The 17,888-nt window shown below is 53.1% G+C and carries 16 protein-coding genes; 6 read left to right on the top strand and 10 right to left on the bottom strand.

Annotation, left to right across the window (positions count from 1 at the left end):
- The first annotated feature begins 163 nt into the window (after positions 1 to 163).
- On the top strand, positions 164 to 1,612 hold the full coding sequence (gene thiI, locus NR195_RS18175; RefSeq protein ID WP_256844793.1) for a tRNA uracil 4-sulfurtransferase ThiI: 1,449 nt from the start codon (positions 164 to 166) through the stop codon (positions 1,610 to 1,612).
- A gap of 80 nt (positions 1,613 to 1,692) precedes the next feature.
- Here the strand turns inward: thiI and yajL are convergent, their stop codons facing one another.
- Complete coding sequence (gene yajL, locus NR195_RS18170; RefSeq protein ID WP_010671202.1) at positions 1,693 to 2,289, bottom strand: protein deglycase YajL; 597 nt, start codon at positions 2,287 to 2,289, stop codon at positions 1,693 to 1,695.
- A complete protein-coding gene (gene panE, locus NR195_RS18165) occupies positions 2,243 to 3,163 on the bottom strand; it encodes a 2-dehydropantoate 2-reductase (RefSeq protein ID WP_033756769.1) in 921 nt (306 codons plus the stop codon). Before panE ends, yajL begins: the two co-directional genes overlap by 47 nt.
- A gap of 135 nt (positions 3,164 to 3,298) precedes the next feature.
- Here panE and NR195_RS18160 point away from each other — a divergent pair, with 135 nt between their 5' ends.
- Positions 3,299 to 3,790, top strand: a complete 492-nt coding sequence (locus NR195_RS18160; protein WP_003852530.1) for a YajQ family cyclic di-GMP-binding protein — start codon at positions 3,299 to 3,301, stop codon at positions 3,788 to 3,790.
- 684 nt (positions 3,791 to 4,474) lie between these two features.
- Here the strand turns inward: NR195_RS18160 and NR195_RS18155 are convergent.
- From NR195_RS18155 to NR195_RS18120, 8 genes are all read right to left on the bottom strand, one after another.
- Positions 4,475 to 5,839, bottom strand: a complete 1,365-nt coding sequence (locus NR195_RS18155) for an MFS transporter (protein ID WP_010255391.1) — start codon at positions 5,837 to 5,839, stop codon at positions 4,475 to 4,477.
- Positions 5,840 to 5,971: 132 nt separating this feature from the next.
- Positions 5,972 to 6,859 (bottom strand): heme o synthase, encoded by an 888-nt coding sequence (cyoE, locus tag NR195_RS18150; RefSeq protein WP_010255394.1) that lies wholly within the window; start codon positions 6,857 to 6,859, stop codon positions 5,972 to 5,974.
- Positions 6,860 to 6,872: 13 nt separating this feature from the next.
- The gene (locus NR195_RS18145) at positions 6,873 to 7,202 is read right to left on the bottom strand and encodes a cytochrome o ubiquinol oxidase subunit IV (protein ID WP_008924889.1); all 330 of its coding nucleotides are present in this window, start codon (positions 7,200 to 7,202) and stop codon (positions 6,873 to 6,875) included.
- A complete protein-coding gene (locus NR195_RS18140; protein WP_009091720.1) occupies positions 7,202 to 7,819 on the bottom strand; it encodes a cytochrome o ubiquinol oxidase subunit III in 618 nt (205 codons plus the stop codon). The genes NR195_RS18145 and NR195_RS18140 overlap by 1 nt, the downstream gene beginning before the upstream one ends.
- On the bottom strand, positions 7,819 to 9,801 hold the full coding sequence (gene cyoB, locus NR195_RS18135; RefSeq protein ID WP_010255400.1) for a cytochrome o ubiquinol oxidase subunit I: 1,983 nt from the start codon (positions 9,799 to 9,801) through the stop codon (positions 7,819 to 7,821). The genes NR195_RS18140 and cyoB overlap by 1 nt, the downstream gene beginning before the upstream one ends.
- 4 nt (positions 9,802 to 9,805) lie before the next feature.
- Entirely contained in the window at positions 9,806 to 10,732 is a 927-nt protein-coding gene (cyoA, locus tag NR195_RS18130; protein WP_010255402.1) for a cytochrome o ubiquinol oxidase subunit II, read from the bottom strand.
- 444 nt (positions 10,733 to 11,176) lie between these two features.
- Positions 11,177 to 12,667 carry a muropeptide MFS transporter AmpG gene (ampG, locus tag NR195_RS18125; RefSeq protein WP_256844792.1) on the bottom strand — a complete coding sequence of 497 codons (1,491 nt, stop codon included), beginning with the start codon at positions 12,665 to 12,667 and terminating at the stop codon, positions 11,177 to 11,179.
- A 57-nt stretch (positions 12,668 to 12,724) separates the two neighbouring features.
- On the bottom strand, positions 12,725 to 13,303 hold the full coding sequence (locus NR195_RS18120) for a lipoprotein (protein WP_010255406.1): 579 nt from the start codon (positions 13,301 to 13,303) through the stop codon (positions 12,725 to 12,727).
- Between the two features lie 286 nt (positions 13,304 to 13,589).
- On the opposite strand from NR195_RS18120, the gene bolA reads away from it, so the two are divergent.
- The 4 genes from bolA (at position 13,590) to clpX (ending at position 17,868) form a co-directional block, all read left to right on the top strand.
- On the top strand, positions 13,590 to 13,904 hold the full coding sequence (bolA, locus tag NR195_RS18115; RefSeq protein WP_008924895.1) for a transcriptional regulator BolA: 315 nt from the start codon (positions 13,590 to 13,592) through the stop codon (positions 13,902 to 13,904).
- Between the two features lie 293 nt (positions 13,905 to 14,197).
- Complete coding sequence (gene tig, locus NR195_RS18110) at positions 14,198 to 15,502, top strand: trigger factor (RefSeq protein WP_010255408.1); 1,305 nt, start codon at positions 14,198 to 14,200, stop codon at positions 15,500 to 15,502.
- Positions 15,503 to 15,838: 336 nt separating this feature from the next.
- Complete coding sequence (gene clpP, locus NR195_RS18105) at positions 15,839 to 16,462, top strand: ATP-dependent Clp endopeptidase proteolytic subunit ClpP (protein WP_010255410.1); 624 nt, start codon at positions 15,839 to 15,841, stop codon at positions 16,460 to 16,462.
- A 134-nt stretch (positions 16,463 to 16,596) separates the two neighbouring features.
- Positions 16,597 to 17,868 carry an ATP-dependent protease ATP-binding subunit ClpX gene (gene clpX / locus NR195_RS18100; protein ID WP_010671205.1) on the top strand — a complete coding sequence of 424 codons (1,272 nt, stop codon included), beginning with the start codon at positions 16,597 to 16,599 and terminating at the stop codon, positions 17,866 to 17,868.
- Positions 17,869 to 17,888 lie beyond the last annotated feature (20 nt).

The following is a 17,888-nucleotide window of genomic DNA, read 5'->3' as shown; positions in this document are numbered from 1 at the left end:
AATAATCAATGCGGCGGCTGATGAAGAAGCAGTCACCTGACAAAGGTGATATACTCCCGCGCCTCGGATGCGGTTGCGCCTTGCAGCCCGCAATTTTGTGATTTTACCAGCTAAGTGCTGCCTGTTTTAGCACTTATTTGCCCAACGAAGCTGTGTCGCCGCCATGAAGTTTATCATCAAGTTATTTCCTGAAATCACCATCAAGAGTCCGTCGGTGCGTTTGCGCTTTATCAAGATTCTTGCCAGCAATATCCGCAACGTCCTGAAAACCGTTAGCGACGAAATCGCCGTTGTGCGTCACTGGGATCACATTGAAGTGCGTTCGAAAAATCCGGTGCTGCGGGACATTATTCCCGATGAGCTGACGCGCATTCCGGGGATTCATCACGTTTTAGCGGTTGAAGATCGTGAGTACACCGATATTCATCACATCTTTGAACAGACTTTAGTGCAGTATCGCGACAGCCTTGAAGGGAAGAGCTTCTGCGTGCGTGTTAAGCGTCGTGGTAAGCATAGCTTCAGTTCACAGGATGTGGAGCGCTATGTTGGCGGTGGTCTGAATCAGCATATTGAAAGCGCCCGCGTACAGCTTAAAAACCCGGACGTGACGGTGAATCTTGAAGTTGAAGAGAATAGTCTGACGCTGGTGACTGCGCGCTACGAAGGTCTGGGCGGGTTCCCGATCGGCACGCAGGAAGATGTGCTGTCACTGATTTCCGGTGGCTTTGACTCCGGCGTATCCAGCTATATGCTGCTGCGTCGCGGCAGTCGCGTACATTACTGCTTCTTTAATCTTGGCGGTGCCGCCCATGAGATTGGCGTCCGTCAGGTTGCGCACTATCTGTGGAATCGTTTTGGTCGTTCACACCGCGTGCGATTCGTGGCGATCAACTTTGAGCCGGTAGTGGGGGAGATCCTCGAAAAAGTGGATGACGGTCAGATGGGTGTGGTGCTGAAGCGCATGATGGTGCGTGCCGCTTCGACGATTGCTGAGCGCTACGGCGTGCAGGCACTGGTTACCGGTGAAGCGGTGGGTCAGGTGTCGAGCCAGACGCTGACCAACCTGCGCCTGATTGATAACGCCTCTGATACGCTGATTCTGCGTCCCCTGATCTCTCATGACAAAGAGCACATCATCAGGATTGCCCGTGAGATTGGCACCGAAGATTTCGCCAGCACCATGCCGGAATATTGCGGTGTGATCTCAAAAAGCCCGACCGTGAAAGCGGTGAAAGAGAAGATCGAGGCTGAAGAGCAGAATTTCGACTTCACGATTCTGGATCGGGTCATTGAAGAGGCGACCAACGTCGATATCCGTACCATCGCTGAGCAGACAGAAGAGGAGGTGGTTGAAGTTGAGACCGTCGCCCTGCTGAGCGAGAACGACGTGGTGCTGGATATCCGCTCTATTGATGAGCAGGAAGAGAAGCCTCTGGCACTGAAAGCCACGGAAGTGAAATCGCTGCCGTTCTACAAACTCAGTACGCAGTTTGGCGATCTCGATCAGAACCGGACCTGGTTGCTCTACTGCGATCGTGGTGTGATGAGCCGTCTGCAGGCACTCTATCTGCATGAGCAGGGCTTTAAAAACGTCAAAGTCTACCGCCCGTAGTGACGCCCCAGAGCCAGTCAGCGCCTGTTCAGGTCTGACTGGCTGCATTGCCTTAAACAGAGCGTTTTAACTCAGCGTGTTTACGCCTGATAGTCATAAATGCCGGGAGCCAGCACCAGCTGTGCGGCCACCTCGCGCGCCATCTCTTTTCCCACCAGCAGATCGATCAGCTTTAGCGCAAAATCCATTGCCGTGCCTGGCCCCTGGCTGGTCAGCAGATTGACGCGCGGATCCCAGACCACACGCCGCTCCATCCACTTGTCTGACGGAATGGTCTCTTTTAAGCCGGGAAAGCCGGTCATGTTACCGACCGGAAAGAGATCGTGGGGGATGAGTACCGTGCCTGCCGCGGCGCAGATAGCGGCGACGATCCTTTCATTGAGGTGAAACTGGCGTACCGTTTCGACTAACAGCGGACTGTCACGGAAGGTTTCGGCGCCTTTCAGGCCGCCGGGCAGGACGATGGCGGCGAAATCATTGTCGGCGACTTCAACCAGCGTCACGTCAGCCAGCAGACGAACACCGCGTGAGCAGACGATCTCCCGGTTGCCGTCGCTTTCGACGCTGGCGGTGACAACGTTCAGCCCGGCGCGTACCAGCAGGTCGATGGTGGTGACAGCTTCGGTTTCTTCACTGCCATGTGCCAGGCAAACCAGCACTGATGCGTTCGCGGTCATAATGGGACTCCTTGCGTTTTACAATGTCATACAGACGGGTATTCTCCGTCAGCACCAGGCCGTGCGTCCGGGCGCGGCGCAGCAGAAAACCGCTGATATAGTCGATTTCGGTGAGACGCTGGGCGCGTATGTCCTGCAGCATCGAAGAGGTGTTGGCCGCGGTGCTTTCAATCACGTCGAAGATGATGTCCTGCAGGCTTTCGCTGGCAACGTTCTGACCTTCGCGCTCCATGACCCAGCTGATCTCTTCGCACAGTTGCGCGATCTGCTCCGGATAAGCGCGCAGGGCACCGTTCTGGCACTCATACTCCACGCTTAGCGGATTGATGATGCAGTTCACTGCCAGCTTGCGCCAGCAGGCCGCCCGGATGTTGTCATGCCAGGCGACATCAGGCAGGGCATGATGCAGGATATCGGCGAGATCGCTGTAAGCGGCGCTTTTGCGGTTACCGGGGCCGATGTGGGTAATGCCACTGGCGATGTGTTTAATAACGGTGCCGTCGCGCATCGCCGCATGGGTGGTGACGCCGCGCAGCAGCGGCTGAGTCAGCCCTTTCAGCTCTTCCAGCGTCCCCATGCCGTTGTGCAGCAGGAGCACCGGGCAGTTTTCTGGCAGCACGCTTTCCAGGTTTTTCACCGCGGGCGAGACCTGCGGGGCTTTGAGCGTAACCAGCAGCAGCTGGCTTTCTGCCAGAAACAGCGGATCGTTGGCGATAAACGTGCGGTTCGAAATGTTACCCTGTGGATCAATCACATTGGCTGAACAGTAGGGCTGCGGCACCCGCAACCATCCCTGCACCTCATGTCCCTGGCGGGCAAGGGTTGTCATCCAGATCTGACCCAGAGCGCCGCAACCTAACACGGTAATTTTCATGCTGCCTCCCGCTGGCGGGCTATCCATCTATTATTTACTGTCACACTGTCATTATAGCGTTGTGTGCAGCCTGATTTTATTTAGCACCTTAAGACGCGTATTATGCATGTCACTTTAGCGTCAGGAGAAGAAGAGATGCCATCTTTCGATATCGTTTCAGAAGTCGATCTGCAGGAAATTCGCAATGCGGTGGAAAATGCCAACCGTGAAGTGTCTACCCGCTTCGATTTCCGCAACGTGAGCGCCGAGTTTGAGCTCAACGAAAAGAATGAAACCATCAAAATCACCAGCGAGTCCGATTTTCAGGTTAAGCAGCTGGTGGATATTTTGCGTGAGAAGTTACTGAAGCGCGGGATTGAAGGCGGTGCTTTAGAGGTGCCGGAAGAGATTGAGCACAGCGGCAAAAGCTGGGCGGTCGATGCCAAACTGAAAAAAGGCATTGAAAGCGACGTGGCGAAGAAGCTGGTGAAGCTGATCAAAGACAGCAAGCTGAAAGTGCAGACCCAGATTCAGGGTGAAGCATTGCGTGTAACCGGCAAAGCGCGTGATGATTTGCAGGGTGCGATGGCAATCGTGCGCGGCAGCAATCTGGGGCAGCCCTTCCAGTTTAAAAACTTCCGCGATTAAGCGGGGGCCAGCTGAATTTCAGCATGAATGCAGTGATAAAAACCCGGCTAAAGCCGGGTTTTTTGTTGTTGAGTTTGGGTGGGCTTCTGTCGCTTTAAACAAGTCGAAATTCTGGAGAGAGTTGGGAGCTGTAGGGCGTCTGTGCGATCGCGCGCTTGCTCAGGGAGCCTGTGCCTTTCGCAAAGACGCAAAAGCGCCATCCATGGCGGCTCAGCGCGGGCGATTACGCACCTCATCCCTGAGGTGCGCCCGTAGCCGGGCAAACGCGTTGCGTTGTTCAAAAACGCTCCCGGCATTTTTGTCCCTGGCCCGCGATGCTTTGCTACAGGCACAGGCTCCCATCGCTTTGGATTTATGAGTCGTCTGTAAGAAGGCTTGTGCCGGGTTTGGCGCGGTTGAGCCTATGCTGGCCCCCTTGCTTTGAGTTTATAAGCTGTCTGAAACCAGGATTGAGTTGGATTTGAGTCTATTAACAGATTCAAATCCTGGGGGAACTTAGCAGCAACTCAAAAGCTCAGGGGCGCAGGGAACACGGTCAGAGGAGGAAAGCGTCCCGCGCCAGGGACGGCGCGGGCCGAGCGTGCCATGGATGGCGGCTTTTGCGACTTTCCGATCTGACCGTGTTCTCTGAGCCAGCTCGATCCTGAAGCGAAACGAGCTGACGTTATCACTAAACTTTTTAAGCTAACAACTACCCAGCAGAGCTTCCAGCTCAGGGCGGCTGGTAACCTTGCTATCAATTTTGATGTAGGCGCTTTTCTCTTCGGGCACGATAAACACAGAGTTAACGCCCGGCTGCGCTTTCAGGCGCTGCTCCAGATTCGGCACGGCCAGTGCGGCATCACTCAGCACGATGCGCAGGCTGCTGACATAAGGCGGCTCCTGCATTGTCATGCTGACAAACAGCCAGGCTGCGGCCACCATCGCGCCAACCAGGAATACGGTCTGCGCATCGAAATGACCAAATACCCAGCCACCCATGCTGCCGCCAACGGCCACGCCCAGGAACTGGCTGGTGGAGTAGATTCCCATCGCCGTGCCTTTGTAGCCTGCAGGCGACTCTTTACTGATCAGCGAAGGCAGAATCGCTTCCATCAGGTTGAAGGCGAAGAAGAAGAGCTGAACACCCACCACCAGCGTCCAGAAATGTCCTTCCGCGCCCCACAATACGATCTCGGCAATGACAATCATCCCGACGCAGCCGACAAAGACACGCTTCATGCGGCGCTTCACTTCGGCATAAATAATGAAAGGTACTACGCCGGCAAAAGCGATCAGCATGGTGGAGAGATAGACTTTCCAGTGTTCGGGAGCCGGGAAGCCTGCCTGCTCAAACTGCCCCGGCAACGCGACAAAGCTCGACATCAGCAGGACGTGCAGGCAGAAAATACCGATATTGAGCTTCACCAGACGTGGGTTAGCCAGCACTTTGCGGAAGCTGCCTTTAACCATGCCTGATTCACGGTTCAGAACATGATGGGAGGCCGATGGCACCACCAGCAGAGTGATCACGATACCCAGCGACGCGAGAATCGCAATCATCCAGAACAGCGCATGCAGGCCCAGTGCGTGAGTAACAATCGGGCCGACCACCATGGCGATCGCGAAGGTAACGCCAAAACTGATGCCGATAAACGCCATCGCTTTGGTGCGGTTCTGCTCACGGGTTAAATCGGATAACAGCGCCATCACGGCAGCGGCAATCGCGCCTGAGCCCTGAAGTGCACGGCCCAGAATAATGCCCCAGATGGAGTCAGTGCAGGCAGCAATAATACTGCCCAGGACAAACAGCAACAGTCCGCCAACGATCAGCGGCTTACGCCCGATGCGATCGGAGAGCAGACCAAAAGGAATCTGAAATATCGCCTGGGCAAGGCCATAAATGCCGATTGCCAGGCCAATTAAGGTTTCACTCGCGCCCTGTAATGCCATGCCATAAGTGGTCAGTACCGGCAGGACCATAAACATTCCCAGCATGCGCAGGGAAAAGACCGTACCGAGGCCCCATGTGGCGCGCAGCTCCACCGGAGTCATTTTATTATCGTTCATTCCAACCTCTGTTAATGTGCTGCATTTATTCTAGGGGGCGGGGCAGGGCGGGTAAAACAATAGTTTTTAAGCAGTGGTAACAAAAAGAAAGGGCGCGAAAATCGCGCCCTTTTCATGCTGTATCGGTGCCGGTTACCAGACGTAAGTCAGCAGGTCCTTCGAGGCCGGAGCCATCGAATCCACCGACATCATCACGCTCAGTGCGGTGATGGTCACGATAGAGAAGACAAACAGTTTACGCGCCCAGACACGGTCATCAGCGGTTTTATAACCTGATAACGCCATGCCCAGCCACCAGACGCTGACCGCAGCAGCCACCACCAGATATTTGTAGCCCGCGTAGCCTCCCAGCGTCAGCATCAGCGTGGCAATCATAAACGCCAGAATATAGAGCGTAATATGATTTTTAGCCACGGAAATGCCTTTCACCACCGGCAGAACCGGGATGTTCGCTGCCTGGTAATCTTTAAAGCGGAAGATGGCAATCGCGTACGAATGCGGCATCTGCCACAGGCTAAAGATCGCCAGCAGGATTAATGCGCCAGCATCAAACTGGTTAGAGACCGCGCAGTAGCCGATAACCGGCGGCGCAGCACCCGACAGACTGCCAATCAGCGTACCGTAAACGGAATTACGCTTCATGTAGAGACTGTAGATGCCCACGTACACCACGAAGCCCATCACCGCCAGCCACATGGCCAGCGGATTAGCACCGAAGTAGAGCAACGCAAAGCCAGCAATACCCAGCACAGTGGCATAAACCAGGCTTACTTTCGCGGAGATGAGGCCTTTTACCAGCACCCGATTCCTGGTTCTCTCCATCTTGATGTCAATGTCGCGGTCGATCACGTTGTTAAACACACAACCCGATGCAACCACCAGTGACACGCCCACCAGGGTGATGAGAAACAGGGCGTAATCCGTGTTGCCTTTGGAAGCCAACAGAAATCCGCCGATCACAGAAATTAAATTCCCGAAAATAATTCCTGGTTTTGTAACTTGCAGGTATTGCTTAAACATTACGCGTGACTCTTTAGTGAGGCATCATGTTGTAGTTGAGGTTCCACATGATCCACAGTGAGCCTACTACGACAATCAGGATGATGATGGCCGAGAAGACAATGGCTACCATGTTCCAGCCACCCTCAGATTTGCTGTCTAAGTGCAGGAAGTAGACCAGGTGAACCAGCACCTGAATCACCGCACATACCAGAACAACACCAAGGATAGTACCGTGAGATGCACTGCCATCCATTACCATCCAGAACGGGATCGCCGTCAGGATGATAGAGAGGATGAAGCCGATCATGTAGGACTTCACGCTACCGTGTGAAGCGCCATGTTCGTTAACAGAATGACTCATTACATGGCTCCCATCAGGTAAACAACGGTGAAGACGCAAATCCAGACCACGTCCAGGAAGTGCCAGAACAGGCTCAGACACATGATACGAGTGCGGTTAGTCGCGTTCAGGCCACGTTTGGAAATCTGGAACATCAGAACCAGCATCCAGATCAGACCTGAGGTCACGTGCAGACCGTGGGTACCGACCAGGGTAAAGAAGCCAGACAGGAAGCCACTGCGATCCGGACCAAAGCCTTCAGCAATCAGATGATGGAATTCATAGATTTCCATCCCGATGAAGCCCAGACCGAACAGGAAGGTCAGCGCCAGCCAGCCGATAACGGCACCTTTTTGCTCCTTGTTCATGGAGATAACAGCCATGCCGTAAGTGATCGAACTCAACAGCAGCAGGGCGGTTTCTACCAGAACAAACGGCAGCTCAAAGATATCTTTACCTGCCGGGCCACCGGCAGTGTTGTTGACCATGACAGCATAGGTCGCAAACAGGGTTGCGAAGATAATGCAGTCACTCATCAGGTAGATCCAGAAGCCAAAGACTTTATTGGCTCCTGCATCGTGATGCCCATGCTCCGCATGGGCGTCGTGGTGATGTTTAATCAGAGTTTCAGTTGACATTATTTCAGACCTGCTTTGCTGATTTCGTCAAAGTGCTGGTTCTCAATCTTCTGAACTTCGGCAACCGGAACGTAGTAATCCACGTCTTCGTCGAAGCTCTTCACGATCCAGGAAACGATCATGCCGAGGAATGAAACACCCGCCAGCCACCAGATATGCCAGATCAGCGCGAAACCCATTACCGTTGCAAATGCGCAGATGATAATTGCGGCACCGCTGTTTTTCGGCATATGAATCTCTTCATAAGATTCCGGCTGTTTGTACGCTTCGCCTTTCTCTTTCATTTCCCAGAAAGCGTCACGCTCATGCACATGCGGGATGACAGCAAAGTTATAGAACGGTGGTGGTGAAGAGGTTGCCCACTCCAGCGTACGACCGCCCCATGGGTCACCCGTCACATCACGGTTCTGATCGCGGTCACGTACCGAGACGTAGAACATGGTCAGCTGACACAGAATACCCAGCGCAATCAGACCGGCACCGCCCGCAGCTACCACCAGTAAGGTGTGGAACTGTGGATCGATATCCTGGCTCAGACGACGTGTCATACCCATGAAGCCCAGTGCGTACAGCGGCATAAAGGCAACGAAGAAGCCAATGATCCAGAACCAGAATGCGCGCTTACCCCAGGTTTCGTTCAGGGTGAAGCCAAATGCTTTCGGGAACCAGTAGGTCACGCCCGCCATACAACCGAACACCACACCACCGATGATAACGTTATGGAAGTGTGCAATCAGGAACAGGCTGTTGTGCAGAATAAAGTCAGCACCCGGAACGGCCAGCAGTACGCCGGTCATACCCCCTACAGAGAAGGTTACCAGGAAGCCAACGGTCCACAGCATGGCAGAGTGCATCTGAATGCGGCCCTGATACATGGTGAACAGCCAGTTAAAGATTTTAACCCCGGTCGGAATCGCGATGATCATCGTCATGATACCGAAGAAGGCGTTAACGTTGGCACCCGCACCCATGGTGAAGAAGTGGTGCAACCAGACGATAAACGACAGCACGGTAATGGCGATGGTCGCCCACACCAGTGAGGTATAACCAAACAGACGTTTTTTGGAGAAGGTCGCGGTAATTTCTGCGAACACACCAAACACCGGCAGTACCAGGATATACACTTCCGGATGGCCCCAGACCCAGATCAGGTTGACGTACATCATCATGTTCCCGCCCATTTCATTGGTGAAGAAATGGAAGCCGAGATAACGATCAAGGGTCAACAGCGCCAGGGTCACGGTCAGAACCGGGAACGCAGCGATGATCAGGACGTTGGTGCACAGCGCGGTCCAGGTAAATACCGGCATTTTGAACAGGCTCATGCCCGGTGCACGCATCTTCAGGATGGTCACGAAGAAGTTAATACCGGTTAAGGTCGTACCAATACCTGAAAGCTGAAGGCTCCAGATCCAGTAATCGACCCCGACCCCGGGACTGTACTCCGCGCCGGAGAGCGGCGGATAAGCCAGCCAGCCGGTCTGTGCGAACTCGCCCACACCCAGAGACAGGTTAACCAGGATCACACCGACCGCAGTAAACCAGAAGCTCAGGTTGTTCAGGAACGGGAACGCAACGTCACGTGCACCAATCTGCAACGGAACCGCGATGTTCATCAGGCCAACCACGAACGGCATCGCCACGAAGAAGATCATAATCACGCCATGCGCGGTAAAGATCTGGTCGTAGTGGTGCGGTGGCAGAATGCCCGCTTCACCGGCCGAAGCCATAACCTGCTGGGTACGCATCATAATGGCATCAGCGAAACCACGAATCAGCATGACGAACGCCATGATGATGTACATGATACCCAGGCGTTTGTGGTCGACTGACGTCAGCCATTCAGACCACAGATATTTCCACTTACCAAAATAGGTGAGCGCAGCAACCAGCGCTGCACCACCTATCAGGATAGCGGCAACCGTAACCATGATAATCGGCTCATGGTACGGCACTGCATCAAGTGTTAATTTTCCGAACATCGTATTATTCCTCGGCTCCCGCGGAAGCGGCGTGACTCATGTCCATACCTTCATGTTTTGGCATGTCCATTTTCCCGTGGCTCATCTTGAACTTGTCGATGACTTGCATGAACAGTTTCGGATCAGCTGAAGAGAAATATTCCACCGGGTGATTTTCGCTTGGCACAGCCACTTTCTCGAAATCATCCATAGTGTTCAGCGTGTTAGGGGCTGCTTTAACTTTAGCCACCCACTGCTGGAATTCCGCATCGTCTTTGGTTGCAATGGCTTTAAACTTCATGCCAGAGAAACCACGACCACTGAAGTTCGCAGAGATACCGTCGAAAATTCCCGGCTCATTTGCAATCAGATGCAGCTTGGTCTGCATACCAGCCATCGCATAAATCTGGCTGCCGAGCGTTGGGATGAAGAAAGAGTTCATGACGGAGTTAGACGTGATTTTGAAGTTCACCGGAGTATTTGCCGGGAAGGCAATCTGGTTCACGGTCGCAATACCCTGTTCCGGGTAAATGAACAACCATTTCCAGTCCAGTGCAACCACATCGATCTCAACCGGTTTCACATCAGATTGCAGCGGTTTGCTGGGCTCCAGTGCGTGGGTTGATTTCCAGGTCAGCACGCTGAGGAAGAGAATGATCAGGATCGGAATGGTCCAGACCACGGCTTCCACTTTGTTAGAGTGTGACCAGTTAGGGCTGTACTTCGCATTCGTGTTGGACGCCCGATATTTCCAGGCAAACACCACGGCCATCAGGACTGCGGGGATGACGACGATCAACATCAGGCCAAAGGCAGTCAGTATCAGCGAACGTTGCTCCAGTGCAATCTGTCCTTTGGGATTTAACAATGCACTATCGCAGCCACTCATTAATAAAGTGCCTGCAATTAATGACAAAATCCCCAAACTTTTATTGTATTTACTGAGTCTCATTTAACGACCTCAATGACAAAGGGCTCTATTGTCGTTTAAGTGTGCGCGCATTTTACGGGAAGGTTTATGCAGTGTAAACCAGCTTAAGGATGTGTCAGATACGTGTTGACACCTTTTGCTAAGGGTGTCACAGATGTTGCGCCAGGTGACAAATAATTAACGCAGACAAGCAGTTGGCATCAATATAACAAAAACCAATGGAAGTAACCGTAAAAAAATCAGGGAAAGGAATAACCCTTACTTTTAACTCCCAAATATTTAACAAGTCTGCATCATTTGCGCGATGAAATTTAACTAAAGTAATTGCTCACCGGTTTTTAGTATTTCCGCTACGCCTCCTCAGGTCATATTGTTATTTTTAAAAAATAACACGCGATGATAAATGGCGGCGACTTATCGGGGTGTCATAAAATAAGCCGCAGCCTGTAAACCTATCGATTTCACTTAAGCATCTGATGCAGGCAACGCAGGGGTTCTCTTCAGCGCCCGATAGTCCAGCCACACCCCCGAAAGCACCGCCAGCAGGGAGAGTGTCATACCCAGCTCAAACAGGCGGGTAAGCAGCGGTGTCAGCGCCGTCACGCCCAACGCATTCAGTGCCAGAGCCACCAGCCAGAGCGCCAGTACGCCGCATCCGGCTGCAAACAGACGATTAGTCCAGCGATAGCCATGAGGATAGTAGCTACGTGTCAGAAAATTGCCACTTTGCTCGACCTGATTCAATGTTTGTCGGCAGAAAGCCAGCAGCACCAGGCCCGGCAGACCCGCCATCACCGTGAATGCATAAAAGGTCGGCCAGCCCCAGAGTTCCACCAGCCAGCCCGCCGCCGGGCCGACATAGACCCGACCCACCGCTGAGAGCGCCGACAACAGGGCGAACTGGGTAGCGGAGAACGACTTATTGCACAGCGTCATTAACAGCGCCACAAAGGCCGCGGTGCCCATGCCGCCACAGAGATTTTCAACAAAGACCGCGCTGGCCATGCTCCACAACTGTTTGTCGGTCACCGCCAGCAGCCAGTAACCAAAGTTCGAGACAGCCTGCAGCAGACCGAAAATCATTAGCGCCCGGAACAGGCTCAGACGCTGCATCAGTACGCCGCCATAGAGCGCGCCGATAATGGTCGCCAGCAGACCCAGCGTCTTGTTGACCAGACCGACGTCACCGGCGTTGAAGCCCACGCCGCGAATCAAAAAAGTGGTGGTCAGCGAGGCGGCAAACGCATCGCCCAGCTTGTAAAGAATAATCAGGGTAATCAGCAGCCAGGCGTTGTTGCGCTGAAAGAAATCTTTTAGCGGATTGACCACCGCCTGACGCAGTGAATGGGGTGTGGAGATACGGGTATCTGGCTCGCTCGCCACCAGCGTGGCGATAATGCCCGGCACCATCATCAGCGCCATCAGCCAGTAGGTTGCCTGCCAGCCGAGATAGCGGTCAGCCAGCCACAACGCCAGCCCGCCGGAAATCAGCATTGCCAGTCGATACCCCAGCACGGTAATCGCCGCGCCGCTGCCACGCTCTTCAGGCGGCAGGATGTCCGTTTTCCATGCGTCAAAAACGATGTCCTGTGAGGCGGAGCAGAAGGCAATCAGCACGGCCAGCGCGGCCATCAGGGTAAGATCGCGTCCCGGTTGCAGAAATCCCATCGCGATTATCCCGCCAACCAGCGCCAGCTGACTGACCAGTAACCAGCCGCGACGCCGGCCCAGAAACGGCGGCGTATAGCGGTCCATCATCGGTGACCAGAGAAACTTAAAGACATAGGCCTGGCCGACCAGCGAAAAGAAGCCGATGGTTTTCAGGTCGACATTTTCCACCGTCATCCACGCCTGCAACGTGCCCGATGTCAGGGCCAGCGGCAGTCCGGAAGCAAAACCAAGAAGCAGCAATACGGCGGCGTTTTTCTGGCTGAAGAGGCGAAGATAGTGGTTCATGCGGATCCTGCAGATAACAAAAAGCCCTGCGCAAGGCAGGGCAGAGGAGAGACTGAATTAACGGGCGTTCTGCTTGATGAAGTCGTTGACGCTGGTGTCCTGAGCCATATCCGCGATCACATCGCTCATAGTGGCGTTCACCGCGTTGGTAATCTTCTGGTTATTGGCGTTGAACGCGCCTTCTACGCTGTAAGTCTGGCGGTAGTTTTTAACCTGTTTGTTGCCGTTTTTCGCTGTTGCGATAATAGAGATGTCCGCTTTGGTGGTGATGCTGTAGCGCACATTGCCCTGAGTGACGTCGGCATAGAGGTTGTTCACCACAATCTGCAGATCGACCGCGCCATTAGGACCAATCATATAGCCGCGTGCTGTCATCTGCTTCTCCAGCACTTCCTGCAGCAGGAAGCGCAGGTCACGCGATGACGTTAAGGTCACTAACTGACCATCACGGTTTACTTTAGCCAGCGCCTGATCTTTACGCTGGTCGGCACCGTTGATGCTGACAGTCACGCCCATCAGGCCTGGGTCCTGCTGCGGTAACTGAATTTTAGGCTGGATAGTCAGGGTATTATTGCTGGTTGCACAGCCGGCTAAAATGAACGCAGCCAACAGTGGGAATAACAGTTTTTTCAACATACTTTTTCTCGTTGGTGTCAGGGGGTTGGTTTGCAAAAACTGCGGTCATCATAGCATTGCCCGGCAGTGAAAAAAGCCCTGTTGCCGGGGAAATTGTGTCTGAAACCGTTTTAAGCCTCTTCTCTGACAGGTCGGTTTGCTGTTCGTTTCAGCTGCGTTATTATGCGTGCCGGAAGCGGCCTGACATAAAATGCAATATTTAGCGTGCGCTTGCGGGTAAGCGCACTAAAAGCGACTAAGATTGAATGAGATGGGGCACTGCGCTCGCCATTGAGGAGTAATAGCCATGATCCGCGAACAAATAGAAGAAAAGCTGCGTGTGGCGTTTCAGCCAGCTCATCTGGAAGTGCACGACGAAAGTTACCGGCACAATGTTCCTGCCGGATCGGAAAGTCACTTCAAAGTGGTCATCGTGAGCGACTGCTTTGCAGGCCAGCGTTTTCTGGCGCGTCATCGCCTGATTTATGGCGAACTGGCCGCTGAGTTAGCGGGCAGCGTACACGCCTTAGCCCTGCATACTTACACCCTGAAAGAGTGGGAAGGGTTGCAGGATACCGTACTGGCTTCGCCTAACTGTCGTGGTGCCGGAACACTCGCCTGATCTCCCTTCTCTGAAACGGCCTGCGGGCCGTTTTTTCTGTTATTTAGCGAAAAACGCGATCCCTGGCTCAAAAAAGCAGCAAACCTGCTGAAAAGTGGTGAGTTAGCATCCTCGACTCATTCCAGCGATGCCGCTATAATGCTGCGTCTATTTTTCCGGAATGTCTTCGGGACGCTTCTGGTAACAGGGATCAGGTTCTCTTCACGGAAGCCGTCCCGGTTGTTGGATACGGCGCATTTCACTATGTGTGGTGTCTGAAGTTGACCGAGCACGTGATTTTTTGAGGTAACAAGATGCAAGTTTCTGTAGAAACCACTCAGGGCCTGGGCCGTCGCATTACGATTACTGTCGCTGCTGACAGCATCGAAAGCGCTGTAAAAAAAGAACTGGTTGACGTTGCCAGGAAAGTTCGCATCGATGGTTTCCGTAAAGGCAAAGTGCCGATGAACATCGTGGCACAGCGTTACGGCGCTTCTGTCCGTCAGGACGTGCTGGGCGAGCTGATGACGCGCAACTTTGTTGACGCCATCATCAAAGAAAAAATTAATCCGGCTGGCGCACCGAACTACGTGCCAGGCGAATACAAAGAAGGTCAGGATTTCACCTACGCGGTTGAATTCGAAGTCTATCCGGAAGTTGAGCTGAAAGGCCTGGAAAACATCGAAGTCGAAAAACCTGTCGTTGAAGTAACTGATGCTGACGTTGATACCATGCTGGACACTCTGCGCAAGCAGCAGGCCAACTGGATCGAAAGCGACGCTGCAGCAGGTCCGGAAGATCGTGCCACTATCGATTTCAACGGTTCTGTGGACGGTGAAGAGTTCGAAGGCGGCAAAGCCTCTGATTTCGTTCTGGCCATGGGCCAGGGCCGCATGATCCCAGGCTTTGAAGAAGGCGTTGTGGGTCACAAAGCGGGCGAAACTTTCACTATCGACGTGAAATTCCCGGACGACTACCACGCAGAAAACCTGAAAGGGAAAGATGCGAAGTTCGAGATCGTGCTGAAGAAAGTTGAAACGCGCGAACTGCCAGAGCTGACTGAAGAGTTCATCAAACGTTTCGGCGTTGAAGATGGTTCAGTTGCCGGTCTGCGTACTGAAGTGCGTAAGAACATGGATCGCGAGCTGAAAGGCGCTATCCGTAATCGCATCAAAACTCAGGCAATCGACGGTCTGGTTGAAGCGAACGAAATCGACGTGCCAGCTGCGCTGGTTGACAGCGAAATCGACGTTCTGCGTCGTCAGGCTGCACAGCGTTTCGGTGGCAACGAACAGCAGGCGCTGGAACTGCCACGCGAACTGTTCGAAGAGCAGGCTAAACGCCGTGTTGTTGTCGGTCTGCTGCTGGGCGAAGTGATTCGTACCCACGAGCTGAAAGCTGACGAAGCGCGCGTAAGCACCATGATCGAAGAGATGGCTTCTGCGTATGAAGATCCGCAGGAAGTGATCGAGTTCTACAGCAAGAATAACGAGCTGATGAACAATATGCGCAACGTTGCGCTGGAAGAGCAAGCGGTTGAAGCGGTCCTGGCGAAAGCTAAAGTGACCGAGAAAGAGACCAACTTCCAGGATCTGATGAATCAGACCGCTCAGGCCTGATCACGCATTTAACCGTCTGTGCTAAGCCCGTGACTGAAAAGTCGCGGGCTTTTTTGTGTTTTGCGTCCGGATAGCCACTCTTCGCCGCTATTTGTTTAATAACCAGGCGAATTATTCACGCATCGCTTTTTCCGGGTTAGCGAACAGGGAAAAGATTGTTATGCTTGAAACATGCGTGCAGCATCCCCAGATACAGGGAGTATGCAGAAATAAGAGTGAGGCTGGCTGATTAACCGTCCTGAAGGTGTCGGAAAAAGGCGCGGCGTGGAGTTTCCCGCGCGTCTTACGTAGAATCGGTACAGAATGTTGCCAATGAAATTTATCCAGGAGACGGTAATGTCATACAGTGGCGATCGTGAATATACAGCACCGCACAATGCGCTGGTGCCAATGGTGGTTGAACAAACTTCGCGTGGTGAGCGTTCTTACGACATCTACTCCCGTCTGCTTAAAGAGCGCGTCATTTTTCTGACTGGCCAGGTCGAAGACCACATGGCTAATCTGATTGTGGCGCAGATGCTGTTTCTGGAAGCTGAAAACCCGGAAAAAGATATCTATCTCTACATTAACTCACCAGGCGGTGTCATCACGGCCGGTATGTCGATCTACGACACCATGAAATTTATCAAACCGGATGTCAGCACTATCTGTATGGGTCAGGCCTGTTCTATGGGTGCTTTCCTGCTGACGGCGGGGACCAAAGGCAAACGTTTCTGTCTGCCAAACTCACGTGTGATGATCCACCAACCGCTGGGCGGTTATCAGGGTCAGGCGTCAGACATCGAGATCCATGCGCGCGAAATCCTTAAAGTTAAGCAGCGTATGAATGAGCTGATGGCTGAGCACACCGGTAAAACGCTGGAAGAAATTGAGCGTGACACCGAGCGTGACCGTTTCCTCTCTGCAAATGAAGCGGTAGAGTATGGATTAGTCGATTCAATTCTGACGCATCGCCAATAAGACCCGACTTACCGTTGTCCCTGGTCTATAGTTAACAGGACAACGGTACTATTATGGGTTGAATGAATTTCGGCCGTCTCCGCACGGCCTGAGCCGTACGCGGGTATGGCCTGAGAACAAGAAGAGGTTAACTGATGACAGATAAGCGCAAAGACGGTTCAGGAAAGTTGCTGTACTGCTCTTTTTGCGGCAAAAGCCAGCATGAAGTGCGAAAGCTGATTGCCGGGCCGTCAGTGTATATCTGCGATGAGTGTGTTGACCTGTGCAACGACATCATTCGCGAAGAGATTAAAGAAGTTGCCCCGCATCGTGAACGTAGTGCGTTGCCAACCCCACATGAAATTCGCCATCACCTCGATGATTATGTCATCGGTCAGGAAAGAGCGAAGAAAGTGCTGGCGGTTGCGGTTTACAACCACTACAAGCGTCTGCGCAACGGCGATACCAGCAATGGTATTGAGCTGGGCAAAAGCAACATTCTGCTGATTGGCCCGACCGGTAGTGGTAAAACGCTGCTGGCAGAAACGCTGGCACGCCTGCTGGATGTGCCGTTTACCATGGCTGATGCCACCACGCTGACTGAAGCCGGTTACGTGGGTGAAGATGTTGAAAACATCATCCAGAAACTGCTGCAGAAATGCGACTACGACGTACAGAAAGCACAGCGCGGCATCGTTTACATCGATGAAATCGACAAAATCTCACGTAAGTCTGATAACCCGTCGATTACCCGTGACGTGTCAGGCGAAGGCGTACAGCAGGCACTGCTTAAACTGATTGAAGGCACCGTGGCTGCCGTTCCCCCGCAGGGTGGACGTAAGCATCCGCAACAGGAATTTTTGCAGGTTGATACCTCTAAAATTCTGTTTATCTGCGGCGGCGCATTTGCCGGCCTGGACAAAGTGATTGCCCAGCGTGTTGAAACCGGATCCGGTATCGGCTTCGGCGCGACTGTGAAAGGGAAATCGCAGAAAGCCAGCGAAGGCGAACTGCTTGCGCAGTGTGAACCAGAAGATTTGATCAAATTTGGTCTGATCCCTGAGTTCATCGGTCGTCTGCCTGTTGTTGCGACCCTGAGCGAGCTGAGCGAAGAAGCGCTGATTCAGATTCTGCGTGAGCCTAAGAACGCCCTGACCAAACAGTACCAGGCGCTGTTTAACCTGGAAGGCGTTGAGCTGGAGTTCCGTGACGAGGCGTTAACCGCCATTGCTAAGAAAGCGATGTCACGTAAAACCGGTGCACGTGGTCTGCGTTCAATTGTAGAAGGTGCGTTACTGGAAACGATGTATGACCTGCCTTCCATGGACGACGTGGAAAAAGTAGTGATTGATGAATCAGTTATTGAAGGTCAGTCTGAGCCCATGTTGATCTACGGTAAGCATGAAGCCCAGGCATCTGGCGAATAATTAAACAGATCGTCCATCTT

It is taken from the genome of Pantoea sp. Ft-CA_14, from assembly GCF_024520875.1.
Lineage (GTDB): Bacteria > Pseudomonadota > Gammaproteobacteria > Enterobacterales > Enterobacteriaceae > Pantoea > Pantoea agglomerans.
Note: the sequence above shows the minus strand (reverse complement) of the source record. Positions and strands in the feature narration are given on the sequence as shown.